A 17,800-nucleotide genomic window follows, 5' to 3' on the forward strand; every position below is an offset into this window, starting at 1 on the left:
GAATCTTGATTTCGGGGTGCAAAAGTACGTAAAAAAAAGGTTGAGAAGGTTGAGGGAAGTTGAGAAAGTTTAGTGCACCCTCATTTAGATTTTTTTAACCCGCTTTATCTAAGGTAAAACCAAAAGTAGAACCCAAATTTGGCGTCGACCTTACATTGATGGTTTGGGCATGGGCTTCGACGATGTGTTTGACGATGGAGAGGCCCAGGCCGGAGCCGCCTTGGGTGCGTGAGCGGCTTTTGTCCACCCGGTAAAAGCGGTCAAAAACGTGGGTGAGGTGCTCTCTAGGGATACCAATTCCATTATCAGCCACTTCGACCAATATCCGTTTGTCCATGTCGTAAAAGGCAATTTTGATGCGCCCGTTGGGGATGCCGTATTTGATGGAGTTGTGGATGAGATTGATGAGTACCTGGCGGATTTTTTCCCGATCGGCTTTGACGCGGTAGTTTTGGTTGGCCCCTTCTTTAAATTCAAGGGAAATATTGCGCTCTGAAGCTTTGATTTCCAGGTCTTCGAATACTTCTCTACCCAGTTCTTTGATGTCAAAATTGGTCAATTCGAGCAGCATGTTGCCCGTTTCCAGTTTGGAGATGGTCTCCAAGTCCTGGATGATCGTTTGTAGGCGGTCAACGTTTTTGGACGCTTTTTTCAAAAAAGACAAACTAAACGCGGCGTCTTCCACTCCATTGTCAATTACCGATTCCAGGTAGCCCTGGATGTTGAAAATGGGGGTTTTGAGCTCATGCGAAATGTCGCCCAAATAAGCCCGACGGTATTCACCCCAGGAGCGGAGTTGGTCAATTTCTTTTTGTTGGTTGGCCGCCCAATCGGCCACTTGTTGACCTACTTCTTCAAAGATTTTTGCGTCGGCGTTGATGGATTTGCTCTTTTCGGCGGGATTGATTTTTTCCTGATGGATGGTTTTGTAGATGAGTTTGATTTTGCGGTAAATGTAGTTTTGCAAAAAATATAAAATAACCCGATAGGTCAACACAAAAAACAAGAGCACCCAAACCAGGTATTCCAACCAAGGATAAGCATCCCAGCGCAAAAACCGAACCATTAAAAAGATGACAATACCCACCGCAGTGATGAGCGCCGCTGAAGAAATGGCGATTTGCCGGGGCGTTGGGTTTTTAAGCATTAAAATTCAAATTTATACCCGATCCCTTTGATGGTTTTGATGTAATCTTCTCCAATTTTTTCCCGCAATTTGCGGATGTGCACATCAATAGTACGGTTGCCTACAATAACATCGGTACCCCACACCTTGTTGAAAATTTCCTCGCGGGAAAACACTTTTCCGGGTTTGGAAACCAGCAAGAACAACAATTCAAACTCTTTTTTGGCCAATTCAATCAATTCATCACCCCGTTGTACACTGACCCGATCGCGATCGATGGCCAAATCACCTACTTTAATGACGTCCAAACCTTCCTCTTGGGGGAGGCGATCCGAGCGACGCAACAAAGCTTTGATCCGGCTGATAAACACTCGCGGGCGAATCGGTTTGGTGATGTAATCGTCGCCACCCACGTCGAGGGCAGCAATTTGGGAGTAATCCTCATCCCGGGCGGTTAAAAAGGCGATGGCAGTGCGGTCAAAATCAGGTTTGCCACGCAATATTCTACAGACCTCCACACCATCCATTTTGGGCATCATGATGTCCAAAATGATAAGGTTGGGCTGCTCCCTTTCGGCCACAGCAACGGCTTCTTCACCGTCGGAGGCCGTCACGACCTGATAGCCTTCCTTTTCGAGGTTATACTGGAGGATCTCCAGGATGTCTGGCTCATCGTCAACGATGAGAATTTTTATGTTGTCCATGCACGAAGGTTCAAAAAACTTGTGCAAAGCTATAATTAATCCAAGATGACCTAGATGCTATGTAGTTTAATTAATTGTTAACCATTTAGATTGTCAACAATCACCTGGTAGATTTTGTCCAATCTTTCCGGGTCTTGACGCAGTATATCCATGGTTTTGGTCAATTCTTCCTCCGATGTTTCGTACAATTGGTAAATCTCTTTGTAGTACACTTTTTTGAGGCTGTCCTTTTGGACGCCATATACGTCTTGCAAGGCTGCCTCTGCATAGTGCGCATCGGTGAGGATTTGGATCAATTGTTTTTCAGGAATGGGGAGCTTTTTTTGCCCAACGTTACAGGCAAAAAGGGGGAGCAGAAACAATAAAAGGCTTACACGCAAGCAATTCATCAATGCAAAAATTGTTTGGGATAATAAAATGCGGTCAATCGACCACTGTTTTCACCAAATTCCTTCCAGGAGTTGATTTTGGCATCTACTTGACAGACCCCACAAGTGGGAATATTGTCGATGAAATCTTCCGTAAAAAGGTTGGCAATGAAGGTAAACGTGGGGTTGTGACCAAAAATGGCTACTACGTGGGATTCGTCCGACAGTCCATTGATGACGCTGATCACATCTTCCGACATGGCTTCGTACAAGCGGGGCTCCAACACAATTTTCTCAGGTGGTAAACCCAACGCAGCCGCAAAAAAAGTAGCCGTCGTAAAAGCCCTTTTGGCCGGACTACTGACAATCAAGTCAATGTTTGTATTGAGTTGTTTGAGTTTTAAACCCATTTGTGGTGCATCGCGCAGGCCTCGCTCATTGAGCGGACGATCCATGTCGCTGATCGAAGGATTGTCCCAACTGGACTTGGCGTGACGAATGAAAAAAACAGTTTTCATAGAGCAGAAGGATTAATAGTGTGCAGTTAAATTAACATTGAAGCGTAGAATTAACATTGCACATCAAGAGCATATTTATATTTCAAAATCCAGACCACGGTAAACAAGGTCCATGTACTTCATCTTTTGCAATTCTTCATAACGCGCCTTGTCAAAACTGTACAGTTTCGCTGGGCGGTGAGAAACTCCCTCCTGAATACCCACTTCCTTCAATACATCCATTTTTTGGATTCGGGTACGAAAATTACGTTTGTTCAAAGGCAAATCCTTGGGCAAGCCCAAAATGGTTTCGTACAGGTTTTGCAATTGAGTCAAGGTGAATTTTTCAGGCAGCAACTCAAAACCAATGGGTTGGTAACGCATCTTGGCACGCAGGCGATTCAGGGCAGTTTCCAAAATCAACTCGTGGTCAAAAGCCAATTGTGGGAGTTTGGTAATGGAAAACCATTCTGCCGATTGTGCGTCGGTGGAAGGAGTTACCGGGTGCTCGGTCAAATTGACCAAAGCGTAATAAGCTACACTAATCACCCGACCCCGAGGGTCACGGGCTGGTGCACCAAAAGTAAACAATTGCTCAATAAATACGTCTCGAACCCCCGTTTCTTCCTCCAATTCGCGCAAGGCAGCAAACTCCAAGTCTTCTTCCAAATCAACAAAACCGCCCGGTAGCGCCCATTGCCCCTGGAATGGATCATGCCCCCGTTGAATGAGGAGTACTTTGAGTACTTGTGATTCATCGAGGCCAAAAATGATACAGTCTACCGTTACGGATGGCCGAGGATATTCATAGCAATATTTCATTGTGCAAATTCCAGGTTCATAAGGCAAAGATCACCATCAATCAATGTAATTAATTGCGACCTCGGTCTCAAAGTACAATAAAACGCAATTTAGCTCTTTAGGGCGATAAAAAAATAAGTGTTTCATTTTGTCAAAGAATTAGATAAGTAAACGGTTCATTTTAAGTTTCTTATCTAATTCTTTGACTCGGAGAAAATGAACACTTATTTTTGCCCGACTACTTTTGTGCGAAACGCTGCTTCAAATCGAACAAATAACGGTCCAAGCCATGGACAAAGTGTTTTTTGGTACCATTGAATAAGGCTTGTTGTTGCAATGACCTTTCCCTTACCTGGTGGATGTCTGGCACAGCATAGACCAGTTTTCCCGATCTAAAAATGGGTACAAGTAGGTCTTCGGACTGAGTAGAGCAGGGTAGGGGCGCTGCCTTTCCCGTTTGTAGTTCAATGACTTCGCTAGTGGGATTGGCCTGGGTGATATCATACAGTACATCGGCCAATGGCATTCCAGACTTATCGAAATAACGCCGCACCTGATGGATACCGGGGTTGGACATTTTGTACAAATCTTCGGATTTTTTGATGCGGTACTCCCATTCTCCGTCTTTACCCAGGATCGCGGCTAGTTTGTACACGCCCCCTAATGCAGCTTGGGTGCCACCCGTGATAAGCTCGGTGCCTACCCCCCAAACGTTGATGGCCGATCCCTTGTCTTTAAGGCTGCTGATCGATTGTTCATCCAAGGAATCGCTGGCCACAACGGTTGTTTCGGTAAAACCAGCATCGTCCAACATTTTGCGGGCCTTTTTGCTTAGTTCACAAAGGTCACCACTATCTAGACGAATACCGAGGAGCGTATGGCCCATGCTGCGCAATTCTTTGCCTACCTCAATGGCATTTTTGATTCCTGTGATGGTATCGTAAGTGTCAACCAGGAAAATACAATTGTTGGGCATGGCATGGGCAAAGCTGCGGAAAGCCTCCTGCTCATCGCCGTAACTCATCACCCAGCTGTGGGCGTGGGTGCCGCGTACGGGGATCCGGTAGTACTTGCCTGCCAGGAGATTACTGGTGGCATTGCAACCGCCGATGTAAGCAGCTCTGGAGGCAGTGAGCGCCCCGTCAAGCCCTTGTGCTCGACGTAGACCAAACTCCAGAATTTGATCCCCTTGTGCTGCCTGCACTACCCGGGCTGCTTTGGTGGCAATCAAGGTGGAGAAATTGATCAGGTTGAGCAAGGCCGATTCAACGATTTGAGCTTGTAACAGTGGGCCTTCGATCCTTACCAGCGGCTGATTGGGAAAAACCGCAGTTCCCTCGGGAATGGCATCCACATGGCATTTGAATTCAAGCCGTTGGAGGTAGTTTAAAAAACTGATCTCAAAAAGCGGCTGTCCGTCTGCACCTTTTAAAGAACCGAGGTAGTGAATATCTTCCACCGTAAAGCGGAACTGTTGCAGGTAATCAATGGCCAGTCCAAGACCAGTAGCAATGGCATATTGGTTGGCAAATGGGTTGCGGCGGTAGTACAATTGGAATACAGCAGGGCGATCTTGAACCCCGTTTTTCCAAAAACCATAAGCCATAGTCAGGTGATACAGGTCCGCAACGAGGGCAAAACGCTCGCGATAAACTGCGGATAAATGGGATGTGTTGGTCACTTAGTTTGATTTTGAAACTAAGGTATGATGCTTTGCTGAATTTTGCAAAAAAATATGACCTTGTTAACAAAAAAAAATTGCGAAGTAGTGGGGCAAAAATAAGTGTTTCATTTTTTTTGAGCCAGTGGATTAGATAAGGCACTTAAAATGAACCGTTTACTTATCCAATCCACTGGCCAAATGAAACACTTATTTTTTTATCGCCCCGGACACAACTTTTTGGGCAAAAACACGCTCAATTGAGGCAAACATTATCCAATGAACTTAATGCAAAAATTGAGCCTTTTAGGGTTGTTGTGGCTGGCTTCAATGAGTATAAGTAATGCGCAAGTGTTGCGCGATACTTTTATTCAAAATTCAGCGGAAGATTGGAGAACCAATCCCTGGAAGGAGTACAAATCGCTGGAAGGTAAATTTCGAGTACTCACCCCCGGAGAATTTGACAAAGCGGTAGATTCGGTACAAACTCCATTGGGGAAATTGGCCTACTATATATTGGTGTACAACAACACTCAAAAAAATGCCGAAAACCTGTTCTACATGATTACTTTTTGTGACTACCCCCCTGGAACCATTCATTCAGATTCTACGGACTTGCTGAAAGACTTTTTTGAGGCGAGTATAGATCAGGCTGCCAGCAGTGTCAAAGGAGAACTAGCTTATCAGGACGACATTGTGCAACAGGGATTTCCTGGTAAAATTTGGCGCATCAATTACCTGCGCGACCAGGCTGTGATCAAAACCAAGGCTTTTATGGTGCGCAATCGCTTTTATTCCATTCAAACCGTTACCCTCAAAGACATGGCCATCAATGCTGCTAGTGACCGGTTTTTTGATTCTTTTCTCATTTTATGAAAAAAAGACCAAATATTATTTTTATAAATCAATATTTTTTTAATTTTACAGTCGAAACAAGTAAGTTTCCTATTTCTCTTCCAGCAATTCACATCCACCTACTTTCCCACATTTCTATTTTTTCCCAAACAAAACAAAATTTTATTATTGGCCTCCATCTAACACTGTGCTAGCAATAGAACATTTTGTCCGTAAGTCTATCTAGCTTTTACTGTAATCTGTCTTTAACACAGTCAGGAAGGCCGAGGCCACATCTCGGAATCGGCTTACCTGTCTTTTGTTCCCTCCTTTAGTTGATTTCACAATTATCACCCTCCTTTTTGCCATTCTTCCAGTATTCAGTAATTTGACCAAAATATATTTGCCAGATTGTAAAATCCACTTATCTTGTCATTGCTTAGTTACGTACAAGAGTTCCAGCCAATCAAACATTCTTTTTCACTTTTCTGCTAGAAGGGTCGCGTCAAAGATTTTATCACTCTTATCATACAATCGGATTTTTATGAAAAGACGCTTATTTGGAGCTATGGCTCTATTGTTATGGTTTACTACATGTTGTACGGTTTCAAGTTTTGCTCAACCTTGGGCAGACTTGATGACAAAAGGAGACAAAGCAAGTTTTGAAGCGGCGAAAGCTGATTTCAAGGAGTTTTGGAAAGACAAAACGCCGGAAAAAGGCAAAGGATTTAAACCCTTTTTGCGCTGGCAGTACCACTGGGAAAGTCGTTTGATGCCGGATGGCTCTCTACCTAAAGCCGGTGTTAACGAAGAGGAATTCTTAAGTTACCAAAAAAGTCATGGTTTTGCACCTGATGTTGTGACGAGTGCACTCACACCAGTAGGCAACTGGACCCCCATGGGACCAACCACCTCTACGGGCGGTTACGCGGGCATTGGACGGATCAATACTATTGCTTTTGACCCGAGTAATGCCAGTGTAATTTACATTGGTAGCGCCGGTGGCGGGGTTTGGAAAACGACCAACGGCGGTACTTCCTGGACTGCGCTTACTGATTTTGGGCCTAGCCTGGGGGTTAGCAACATCCTTGTTGATCCAGCAAGTCCAAACACCATCTATGTTTCTACTGGTGATGGTGATGGCCGGGACTCTCCTTCGATAGGTATTCTTAAATCAACGGATGGTGGTGCTACCTGGTCAACCACGGGTTTGAACTGGGTGCGTTCAGATTTGCGCTATACACGCAAATTGGTGAAAAACCCCACAGGTGGAAGAATCCTGGTGGCTACCTCAATTGGCATTTGGTATACCGATAATGCCGGAACAAGCTGGACTCAGGCCAATACAGGCGTGTTCTATGATCTGGAGCAAATGCCAGGCTCTTCCGGGACTTTTTATGCCACTGCCGTGAATGGGACTACCGCTCAGGTGTTCCGTTCGACCGACAACGGGGTAACCTGGACCCAGGTACACTCTCTGGCCAGTTCCAACCGGGCTGAATTGACGGTTTCAGCAGCAAATACCAACTATGTTGGGGTGGTTTATTCTAAATCGTCAGACAGTGGATACAACGGATTCTACTCTTCAACCAATGGCGGCACTTCCTGGACGCTCAAATCTTCTACTCCCAACTTGTTGGGTTGGAATGCGACGGGTAATGACGCCGGTGGACAAGGCTGGTATGACCTGACTGTAGTTACTGACCCAACCAACGCCAATACTATCTATTTGGGCGGGGTCAATACCTGGAAATCGACCAATGGCGGTACGAGTTGGACCATCAATACCATGTGGACTTCCTCGGGCTCAGTGCCAGTAGTACACGCCGACAAGCACGCATTGGAATTCCAAAATGCCACCACCCTTTTCCAGGGCAATGACGGTGGTATTTACAAATCGACCAATGGCACTACTTGGACTGACCTCACTAATACTATGGCCATTAGTCAATTGTATCGGTTGGGTGTAGCCCAAACCAATAATGCCATGATTGGAGGTTTCCAGGATAATGGTACCAAAATGCGGAGTGCTGCTGGGACTTGGACCGATGAAATCGGTGGTGATGGGATGGATTGTGCCATTAATCCAACGAATGCTGCTTACATGTACGGAGAGTTGTATTATGGAGACATTTATCGGTCAACCAATTCTGGATCAACCTGGGCTTCCATTAAACCCAATACTACAGAACAAGGTGGTTGGGTAACTCCGTTCGCGTTGGCCCCTAGTACTCCAGCAACGATGTATATTGGGTACAAAAGCATCTATAAATCTACGAACAGCGGCACGAAGTGGACCAGAATGGGGGTTAATTCCTCAACAGGGCCAAGTGTTAGAGCCATTGCAGTTGCACCCAACAGTGCAAGTGTAGTGTATTATAGCTTTGATGCTGATCTGACTACTGCAGGTAGGATGAGAAAAACCACCAATGGTGGCTCGTCTTGGACTACCCTGACCAATCCTACCAACGTAGGCCGGGTTGCTTCAATTACAATTGACAACACCAACTCCAACAACGTTTGGGTTACAGTAAGCGGCTACAATGCGGGCCAAAAAGTATTCAAGTCAACCAATGGTGGAACCAGCTGGACAAATGTAACAGGTACACTGCCTAATATTCCAGCCAATAGTGTGGTTTATTCCAATGGCAGCAATGGCGGCGTATACCTCGGCATGGACGTAGGTGTGTATTACCGCGACAATACCATGAGCGATTGGGTATTGTTCAATGCACAATTGCCAAATGTGGAAATTGCTGACCTGGAAATCCAATACAGTTTGGGTAAGGTACGTGCAGCTACTTATGGCCGCGGCGTATGGGAATCCGACTTGTATGGCACTACTCCATTTGTAGCGCCTGAGTTGGCCGGAAAACTCAGCGACAAGGAACTACAAAAAACCAATTTCAAGGTGTATCCAAATCCGGCCCAAGATGTGCTGAACGTTGAGTTTTACGCAGCAGAAAGCGGGCCGAGTCATTTGTACATCCTCGATTTGATGGGTAGGGTACAAACCAAGGATCAAGTGGTTGAAATGGTACAAGGTTTTAACAAAATCAATCTCCAGATCAACGATTTGCCCAATGGCATTTACTACCTGAGCAATGGCAAAGGCAAGTCGGTGCGCTTTGTAAAAACAGCTTCTTCTTCGAACTAACCATAAAAAACTTAAAGAAGCGCTATTAACAAAAGGAGTGAGTCGTGTATCTTCGCGGCTCACTCTTTTTGTTTTATTGAAAAAGTAGGCCATGAAAGTGCAAGAGATTCGGATTGAGGAGTATCAATACGATTTACCGGAAGAACGTATCGCGAAATACCCATTGGCCCAACGCGATGCATCAAAATTGTTGTTGTTTCGTCAAAACAGCATAGCGGAAGATACCTATGCTAACCTTGCCCAATACATCCCTGTCGGAGCATTAATGCTGTTCAACAACACCAAGGTCATTCCAGCCCGGCTACACATGGCCAAACCTACTGGAGGTGTCGTCGAAATTTTTTGCCTCGAACCCCTCGGCGAACTCAGCGTCGAAATGGCCAAACACGGTGAAAGCGAATGGAAATGCTTGGTAGGTGGGGCCAAAAAATGGAAAGAGGGGCCAGTCAGTGCCACTTGGGGGACTGAACTGGATCAAATCCATCTACTTTCTGCGGAAATCATTGAAAGGGGTTCTACCCACTTCAGCATCAAATTCCGCTGGCAGCCTGCCGAGTATACTTTTGCAGAAGTGTTGAGTTCAATCGGTCAAATTCCCTTGCCGCCCTATCTCGACCGTGAAGCGGAGGAACTGGATCGCGAGCGTTACCAGACCATTTATGCGGATTTAGAAGGTTCGGTAGCTGCTCCAACGGCGGGTTTACATTTTACTCAGGCCGTTTTTACTCAGCTGGAAAATAAAAACATTGATCTTGATTACATCACCCTGCATGTAGGAGCAGGTACGTTTAAACCAGTCAGCGCGCCTACAATTGGCAATCACGATATGCATGCGGAGTATTTTGATGTAACTCGAGCATTGCTGCAAAAATTGATCTCGGCTTATCACGTTCAACGCCCGGTGGTAGCGGTGGGCACTACAACCTTGCGCACCCTGGAAAGTTTGTACCTGATGGGGTGTAAACTGTTAAAAAATCCAGATTTGGATCGGGAGGCCCTCGAAATCCGGCAATGGGACGCCTATGAACTAGACCGTGAAGGAATTCCTGTAGAAAAAGCGCTCCAGGCCTTACTTATGTGGCTGGATGCTGGCCAATTTGAGCGCTTGGTAGCCAAGACCCAATTGTTGATTGCTCCGGGTTATCCGGTCAAAATGATCAGTGGCTTGTGTACCAATTTTCACCAGCCTGGCAGTACACTTTTACTTTTGGTGGCTGCACTGGTAGGAGTGGAGTGGAAAAACATGTACCAGTATGCCTTAGACCACGAATTCCGGTTTTTGAGTTATGGGGATGGCTGTTACATTGAGGTTTAATTAAATAAGCGGCCAACCCAATAAGTAGTGGGGCAAAAATAAGTGCTCATTTTTTTTGAGCCAAAGGATTAGATACGACTCTTGAAATGAACCGTTTACTTATCTAATCTTTTGGCAAAATGAGCACCTATTTTTTTATCGCCCCTAAGCGAATTGACCGCTTAATTAGATTACACAATAAAAGCATCAACCAACGCCAGCACCTGAGCGGTGGTCAGTGGTTCATCGAAACTTTCACTTGCGGCATTGGCAGAAATATTTTTTCCACCAATATTGATGATGTTTATGTCCGCTTGGGTGGTGAGTTCTTCACCATCGTAATTTGCTTGCACCAATGCGCCGATGCCACCAGTGTCCTTGCCTGTGATCCAGGGCTTCACATCGCCAAAATTATTGGCTTTGCGCATCTGGCGCACATGCGAGGCGTGACGCGCTTCCACGGAGTGGATGTTGAGCGCTGCTTCCAGTACGTCATCGGAGTTGATCAAGTTACCCGCTTGGCCTTTGTAGGCACGCACCCCAGTGTCTTCCAGGGTTTGAGCTACCGCCAAAAAGAGTTGATAGTTGCTGAAAGCCGCAGCAAAAGGCCCGGTACCCGTACCATTGCCGCCTGAAAAGTCAAAATTTGGTTTGCCTACTGGGGTTCCACCAGCACCAGTAATGGCGGTTTTAAGGAAATTGACGTGTGCCAATTCATGGTTGCGGATGGTGGTTATGGCTGAGGTGGCTGCACCAGCGGGGATCAAACCCGCACTATTGGTGGCCTGCAAATAAAATTCATACTCCAGGTATTCGAGGGTTAGCGCGAAATTCAGCACGTCGATGACGGAGCTGGTTGGCGCTTGCCCATAGGCTTTGTTGAGTACTGTACCCAGCATAAAGGGTGCCGAGATCAGGGCAATTTTTTTACCCAAACCGGTAAAAGCGTGCATGGCCTTGCGGCGCGTGTCGATCCGATCAAAAATTTCTGGATCCTGCTCACTTATGATGTTTAACACTTTAAGTGTGTTCATAATAGCTCTTTTTGTGGGTGAAAGTTAAGCAGGTAGGCTGCTGGCGTTCAGTTGGGTTTTGATGTAAGGTGCGGCAATACTCAACACTGCGCGGGGTTTACGAGACATTTCGAGGCCATTGGCATCGATCACCGAACCGTCGGCAAAGGAGCCATTGCTGAGCAAATCACGAATGTAAGCCGCATGTCGGGCTTCTACCGATACAATTTTCCCAGCCAGCAACAGGTAATCCACTGAAGCGAGGTAGCGACCTGCACCATTGTAAGCGGATACCCCGAGGTCTTCAAAAGCTTTGGCTGTCTTCAATACGCTGTCACGGATGTTAAAATCGACAGTGCTGAAGTCTACCTCCAGTGCCTGGATGGCATTGGTACCTAGCGCGGCTTTGAAAAATTCACGGTGGGCGATTTCATGATCGCGAATGTCGGTAAGCAGGCTGGTTTCGCTTGCTGACATGCCCGTGTAAGGTGTAGCAATCACCTGGGTGTAAAACGCTGCTTCAAGCTGTTCGAGCGCATAGGCGAAATTGAGGATCGCGAAGTCGCCTGTACCAAAATTTACGCCGACATTGTCATTGTTGTCGTCTTTGTCGCAGGCCATCATGGAAACGAGCGCACCCGCGGTCAGGGCAGCTCCGGTATTGCGCAGAAATTTTCTACGACCCAGGGCTTTTTGCTGCGTGTCAAATTCATTTTGAATTTGACCTTGACTTTTTGTTAATGTCATAAAACAGGAATTGGAAGGTTAATGAATCAAACCTTACGTACGCAGCAAAAAATGGTTTTAGATTGGATTTGTCTGAAAATAAAAATTTAAAAATTTTACTGCGCTCGCTTTTTTGGATTGTATTTCCTTCATTTCCTAAGAGAAAAGGTGTTTTGTTAGGCTTACATATTTATTTCACAAACTTGTTAAAAATCAAGCTTTCCGGAATTTGGTAGGACTCAGTTGCACATGTTTTTCAAAGCAAAACTTACGATTTTCAAATAACTATCTTTTGGGCTCAAACAACCAAGGTCAACAGATTTCGAATCAAAAATGGGTAACCTATCACACAAAAGGCGATGCCCCAAACCAGGAGGGTTCGAGGTAGGCTTCCAGCATCTTCGTTTTCCATAATAACCTCCTGTTTTGATTTATAAAAATAGTACCAAATTGTAACCTTTTGCCCTACTTGGAATGAACAGGGCGTAACATAGTTGGTGGAATGGTAGCGATGAGAGCCGGAGAAGGTGTTAAAATCAACTACGGGAGCGTCTCCTTGCCCTTCGGTTTTACTGAACAAGGAACCAGGATTGCGGCGGATTTCAATGACCGTGCCTTCCGTTTTAATCCCTCTTTTTTTTACCCGTTCGGGCAGTTGGGCACGATCGTGAGAGAGGATCAGCAGGTAAGTGCCGATGAATCCAAGCAATTGCAAGTATGGGGTGATGGTGTTTAAGAATTCCATAAGGCGTGGGCTTATTTTGGTGATTTTCGGATTTCCTTGATGTTTCCGCTGATCGGCATGATGGCTACTTCTCTTTGTTCTTTCGTTATATAAAAAACATACAGGCTGTTTTGGCCAATAATGCGTACCTGCTTCGAACTGTTGTCATTGAGCGTAAGTATGTGATTCAATTTGAAATCCCCTTTGTCAATACTTTCCTTCATTCCGTATCCATAACCTATCCTTAGACCCAAAAACATACAGGACAAATATACCGTCATGAACAATAAGGTTCGCCGTTGCATTGCTGCAAATTTTGCATCCGCTTGGTCAGCGTCCTTAACCATTTTCTGATACCAACTTTTGCCTTTTACTTTTTTGTATAAAGCTGGTATCAATTTGATATAGGACAGATAGGCCAAAGACATGAATACAACAACTGCTACAAATACACGAATGTCACTGAGTAAAGTATTGATCGGGGCGATTAAAACATCTGAAATACTGGAGTAATTGAGGATGTCAACGCCAAAAAAGTTGTAATAAATCACCTCATCAATGATGCCCAAGATGACCAGGTAAATATACCCCAGGGAAAGGTATTCTTGTAAGTTGTATTGGCTTTGGGGGAGTTCGGTGCTGCTTGCTTCCATTGCGGGTGATTTGGTAAATCGGCTGGAAAGATAATCATTTTGGAAAAACGGTCACAATCACCCGCTGATATCTTGTCAAAGCGGGCACTCCATTGTCCGTTACGGCCAGAATAATGTGCAGCGTTTCGGGTTCGCAAAACCACTGATGGCTGGATGGGGTGTGAGTTTGGTGGTGTTTTTCATACTGGTTTTGTTTTTTTATGGCTGTACTACAAACTTGTAAGTCCCGGAACCCAGAGGAATAACCACTTTATCATTGGTTACCCCCACGTCTTTCCATCCAACAAGGTGCCGACCCGACTCCTTGACATGGCTGATCTGCTTTGCTGGAAGATACAAGGTCGCCGAAGTATTGGCCGGAACAGTGCAGTTGTAAACCAAGGTTCCATTTTCTATCTTCCATTCACTTTTGATGCGTCCATACATGGAATCAAAATAACCGCTGGCCGAAGTTATTTCACCGTTAGGATCAAGCGTAGGCTGCAGGATGAAAGATTTAAAGGCGGGCACATTGAGGTCACGCTGAATGCCCAGCGAATAATGGTACATCCAGGCCGCCACCGCTCCGAAGGAATAGTGATTGAAGGAATTCATGCTATTGTTGCCACCAAACCCGTTCTCCACAGTGTAGCTGTTCAAGCGCTCCCAAATGGTAGAAGAGCCGTTGACCACAGAATAGAGCCAGGAGGGGTATTCTTTATTGGTCAAAAGTTTGTAGGCCAAATCATGGGCTCCATATTGAGAAAGCGCCTCGCTGATAGCTGCGGTGCCGATAAAGCCTGTCATCAAGGAGTACGCTGGTCGGGTTACCCCGCTATCGTCCACATTTTTCCGCACAATACTTGCTTTAAAATGTTCGATAATTTTGGGTCTAATGTCAATACTGAAAGTATTTAAGGCAAGTGGAATAGCATAAGAAGCCTGGGTATCCATGATGTTTCCTTTTTCAGACTGGGTTCGGCTGTCACTTTCATTGGGTGCACCCATAAAGCCGGTCCTTATGCCCGATTTTACTGTTTTACCCTCCTCGTTTAGATAAGTTTTATTGAATTTTTCTTTGACTTTAAGGCCACGTTCGTTCAATGCTACATAATCGACGTTGTTCCCTAATTCTCGCGCCATTTTAGCGAGAATGTAAAGATCGTAGGCGTAATAGGCCATCCAGAAGAGGGTATTGTCGTTTTTGTTGCCTTCGGGGCTCAACCAGTCGCCCAGTGGGCCTTCATTGAGGATACCAGTTTGGGGATCAATTTTTGTCTCCAAAAAATCCACGTATCTTTTCATCGCCGGGTAATGTTCCTGCAACAACTGGATGTCGCCGTACTGGCGGTAAGTTTCCCAGGTCACGGTGATGCCTGCACTACCCCAAAGCGTGCCACCAAAACCACCACCTACGGGCGCTACATCCGGAAAGCGACCGTTTTCAAACTGGATGTCACGCATCGCCAACATATGCCTGCGCAAAAACATCGGCGCATCGGCCAGATAAGTGGCCGCTTTGGAAAATACGGAAATATCGCCACTCCAGCCCATCCGCTCGTTGCGCTGCGGGCAATCGGTGGGGATCGACAAGAAGTTGCTGCGCAAAGACCAGGTGATGTTTTCCCAAAGTTTGTTGACCAACGGGTTGTTGGTTTCGTAATGGGAAGCCAATTCATGGACCGAACTCAGCACCAGGCCCTTTACGTTTTCGATTGGAATGGCCGCATCAATTCCAGTGATTTCCAGGTACTGGTAACCATGGAAGGTGAAACGAGGTTGGATCACTTCATCACCACCTTTGAGGATGTAGCGGTCTTGGGTCAAGGCGGCACGGATGTTTTCCAACATGATCATGCCTTCGTTGCCTTTGTAATCTGGCAAGGCAGGGTAGGCAATCTCCGCAAAACGCAGGTTGATCACCTGGCCTTTTTGGCCGTTTTTAATTAAAATTTTGGGGATACCCACCATGTTTTGCCCCATGTCATAAACGTATACTTTGGGGCGGACCTCTTTTACGGAACGGGCAGTCAAGGTTTTGACGATCTCCACGTTGTCGTCCATGTTGCCGATCAACTTGAAATCCTTGTAATCAAAGGTTGTAGGCCTTCCACGTTCGGTAAAAGTGCCGAGGTAGGCGTTGCCTTCCAGGGGGACTATGCTGGCAGGTTTCCAGGCCGCGTCATTATAACCTGCGGCGGTCCAACCCTGGATTGCGGCTTCTTTTCCGGCGTCATACACCTCACCTTGGAAATAGGAACCGTAACGAACGGGGCCATCGGTGAAGAGTTTCCAGTCTTTTGCGTTGGAGGTAATGATTTGCTCCGTACCATCGGCATAAGTGATGACCATTTTGGCCAACAAGGATTGGCGGTCGCCAAAGAAGTTCCAACTTTCGCCGCTGTAGGTGATGTTGCCACTCCACCAGTCTTCGCTGAGCCAGGCACCCAGTGCATTTGCTTTGCCAGCGATCAGGTTTGAGGTGACGTCATACGTCTGGTACTGGTGGTGTTTGTTGTATTGGGTCAAACCTGGATTGAAGTACTCTTCACTCACCCTTTTGCCATTGAGGTAAACTTCGTAAATCCCTCGTGCGGTGACGTACAGGCGGGCTTTTTTGATGTTGCCTTTGGTTTGAAAAGTCGTTCTCAACATCGGGGCGGCATTGCGGGAAGCATCGGCTGTGGCCAATTGTTGGCCCGAAAACTTGTAGGCATTGTTTTCTTTGGGGATGTTCTTTAGCAGCTGATTATTCGTGTCTTCAAAAATCACATTGCTGGGGAAGCGGAAGTTTTTGACTTTTAAATCGGAAAAAAAGGCAGTCTGCCCAGCTTCTGTTTTAAAACCCATATCGGCCAACATGGGGAAGCTGATGAAGTTGTTGCCCGAACCAACGGGGTTGAGATTCAAACCTCTTGCCGCAAACGGAGACGCTGGCGCTGGCCCAGGCAGGGGGATTTTGTGCGCTTCATCCGTGCCATCGATAAAAAACTCAAACAGGCCAAAGTTACACTCCGCATAAATCTGGTGCTGGTTGTACTTATTCTGCTGATTGATGATGCTTTGTGGGATGTCTAAGGATTGAAAAGGCACATTGGATTTGTCATCGTTGGTATAACCTACCCGAAAAATGTTGAGCTTGGCTTTCGATTCCGGGCTGTCATTCAAGCCTGAAATGTCCAGTTCCAGGGCGACATAACTTTCGTTTTTGCCTTTTTCAACCCCCATGAGGTTGAGGTAGCGGTTGGACAAGCGGGTATCGTTGGCCCCAAAGACGAAAGCTGCTTTAGTAGAGGCGGAGTTTTTATCCAATTGAATGGCGAAACTGAATTTAAAAACAGAGAGGTAGTGGGGGTAAAAAATAGCGTCGGCAGCGCTTCCGCCAATCCATTGAGCACCCGACCAGGCTTTTTCGGAAGGATCCATCAGGCCCGTTTCAAACCAGGAAGATGACTTGCTCAGCTTACCCAGGTTATCCCAAACATTGAGTTCCCAGGTGTAGCGGGTGCTGGGTTTTAAGGCTTCACCCGCGTATTGGATCGCATGGGCTTGCGCGGAATTGACTTTGCCGGAATCCCAGACCTTCAGGCCTTTGTCGCTTTTGACCAAAATTTGGTAAACTTTTTGGGCCAAACCACGGCTGGTGCTGGGGGCTATCATTTGCCAGGAAAACTGCGGGGTGGCGATGTCGGTACCTAGCGGGGTATTGCGGTAATTGGTTTTGAGATTGGTCAGACTGACCTGGGCAGCGGCCCCTATGCTTAGTAAGATGAAGAGGGCAAGGAGTGCGTGTTTCATGCTTGCGAGAGGTTGTGGTTGAAATAAGACCTATAAGGTGTCCTGATACTTGGTGGTAAGATAGGGGAATTTGGCCCCTAAAACATATCCATATTCTAAAATTTCATGCAAACTTTATAATAAAGCGTTAGCATTATGTTTTCATTTTAGTTCGGTTGGAATACGATAACCTTTATCGAGTGCTATTGAATGAAATTCTTCTTTCTTTACCTCGTTTTCTTTGAAAAGCAATACCAACCTTTGATTTAACCACCAAGAATATGTATCTCTTGTGTACATTTCACAGATTACCTCGACTGTTTCGACACGTAAAGCATATTTTTCAACATACTACTGGACATTTTTGAAAAATGCGAGGAAAAGCGCGAAATTAGAGTTTACCAAGACGCTAAGAACGTATGCTTCCCTCGCACCTACGCAAATTTAAAACATTGTACACTAGGTTTGGCCTAGGAGCAGTAAAAAA

General features: G+C 45.9%; 15 protein-coding genes. 3 read left to right on the forward strand and 12 right to left on the reverse strand.

Annotated features, from left to right (window positions below; translation table 11 throughout):
- Positions 1-94: 94 nt before the first annotated feature.
- From ACEW9O_RS11350 to ACEW9O_RS11375, 6 genes are all read right to left on the reverse strand, one after another.
- Positions 95-1,147, reverse strand: a complete 1,053-nt coding sequence (locus ACEW9O_RS11350) for a sensor histidine kinase (RefSeq protein WP_373550275.1) — start codon at positions 1,145-1,147, stop codon at positions 95-97.
- Positions 1,147-1,830 (reverse strand): response regulator transcription factor, encoded by a 684-nt coding sequence (locus ACEW9O_RS11355; protein ID WP_373550276.1) that lies wholly within the window; start codon positions 1,828-1,830, stop codon positions 1,147-1,149. The genes ACEW9O_RS11350 and ACEW9O_RS11355 overlap by 1 nt, the downstream gene beginning before the upstream one ends.
- 77 nt (positions 1,831-1,907) lie before the next feature.
- Positions 1,908-2,219: a DUF4296 domain-containing protein gene (locus ACEW9O_RS11360; protein WP_373550277.1), complete on the reverse strand. Its 312-nt coding sequence runs from the start codon at positions 2,217-2,219 to the stop codon at positions 1,908-1,910.
- Complete coding sequence (locus ACEW9O_RS11365) at positions 2,219-2,716, reverse strand: histidine phosphatase family protein (RefSeq protein ID WP_373550278.1); 498 nt, start codon at positions 2,714-2,716, stop codon at positions 2,219-2,221. Before ACEW9O_RS11365 ends, ACEW9O_RS11360 begins: the two co-directional genes overlap by 1 nt.
- A gap of 75 nt (positions 2,717-2,791) precedes the next feature.
- The gene (locus tag ACEW9O_RS11370; RefSeq protein ID WP_373550279.1) at positions 2,792-3,517 is read right to left on the reverse strand and encodes an NUDIX domain-containing protein; all 726 of its coding nucleotides are present in this window, start codon (positions 3,515-3,517) and stop codon (positions 2,792-2,794) included.
- A gap of 217 nt (positions 3,518-3,734) precedes the next feature.
- Complete coding sequence (locus ACEW9O_RS11375; protein ID WP_373550280.1) at positions 3,735-5,177, reverse strand: nicotinate phosphoribosyltransferase; 1,443 nt, start codon at positions 5,175-5,177, stop codon at positions 3,735-3,737.
- 258 nt (positions 5,178-5,435) lie between these two features.
- Between ACEW9O_RS11375 and ACEW9O_RS11380 the strand changes: the two genes are divergently transcribed.
- From ACEW9O_RS11380 to ACEW9O_RS11390, 3 genes are all read left to right on the forward strand, one after another.
- Positions 5,436-6,032 carry a hypothetical protein gene (locus ACEW9O_RS11380; RefSeq protein ID WP_373550281.1) on the forward strand — a complete coding sequence of 199 codons (597 nt, stop codon included), beginning with the start codon at positions 5,436-5,438 and terminating at the stop codon, positions 6,030-6,032.
- Between the two features lie 595 nt (positions 6,033-6,627).
- Positions 6,628-9,147, forward strand: a complete 2,520-nt coding sequence (locus tag ACEW9O_RS11385) for a T9SS type A sorting domain-containing protein (protein ID WP_373550282.1) — start codon at positions 6,628-6,630, stop codon at positions 9,145-9,147.
- A 91-nt stretch (positions 9,148-9,238) separates the two neighbouring features.
- Positions 9,239-10,462 (forward strand): S-adenosylmethionine:tRNA ribosyltransferase-isomerase, encoded by a 1,224-nt coding sequence (locus tag ACEW9O_RS11390; RefSeq protein WP_373550283.1) that lies wholly within the window; start codon positions 9,239-9,241, stop codon positions 10,460-10,462.
- A gap of 170 nt (positions 10,463-10,632) precedes the next feature.
- On the opposite strand, the gene ACEW9O_RS11395 is transcribed toward ACEW9O_RS11390, so the two are convergent.
- From ACEW9O_RS11395 to ACEW9O_RS11420, 6 genes are all read right to left on the reverse strand, one after another.
- Positions 10,633-11,475, reverse strand: a complete 843-nt coding sequence (locus ACEW9O_RS11395; RefSeq protein WP_373550284.1) for a ferritin-like domain-containing protein — start codon at positions 11,473-11,475, stop codon at positions 10,633-10,635.
- 24 nt (positions 11,476-11,499) lie between these two features.
- On the reverse strand, positions 11,500-12,201 hold the full coding sequence (locus ACEW9O_RS11400) for a ferritin-like domain-containing protein (RefSeq protein WP_373550285.1): 702 nt from the start codon (positions 12,199-12,201) through the stop codon (positions 11,500-11,502).
- A 277-nt stretch (positions 12,202-12,478) separates the two neighbouring features.
- On the reverse strand, positions 12,479-12,925 hold the full coding sequence (locus ACEW9O_RS11405) for a hypothetical protein (protein WP_373550286.1): 447 nt from the start codon (positions 12,923-12,925) through the stop codon (positions 12,479-12,481).
- 11 nt (positions 12,926-12,936) lie between these two features.
- Positions 12,937-13,557 (reverse strand): hypothetical protein, encoded by a 621-nt coding sequence (locus ACEW9O_RS11410; protein WP_373550287.1) that lies wholly within the window; start codon positions 13,555-13,557, stop codon positions 12,937-12,939.
- A gap of 34 nt (positions 13,558-13,591) precedes the next feature.
- Complete coding sequence (locus ACEW9O_RS11415; protein ID WP_373550289.1) at positions 13,592-13,759, reverse strand: hypothetical protein; 168 nt, start codon at positions 13,757-13,759, stop codon at positions 13,592-13,594.
- Positions 13,756-17,334 carry a family 78 glycoside hydrolase catalytic domain gene (locus ACEW9O_RS11420; protein ID WP_373550288.1) on the reverse strand — a complete coding sequence of 1,193 codons (3,579 nt, stop codon included), beginning with the start codon at positions 17,332-17,334 and terminating at the stop codon, positions 13,756-13,758. The genes ACEW9O_RS11415 and ACEW9O_RS11420 overlap by 4 nt, the downstream gene beginning before the upstream one ends.
- Positions 17,335-17,800 lie beyond the last annotated feature (466 nt).

Source organism: Haliscomenobacter sp. (genome assembly GCF_041740695.1).
In the GTDB taxonomy this organism is placed as follows: Bacteria; Bacteroidota; Bacteroidia; order Chitinophagales; family Saprospiraceae; genus Haliscomenobacter.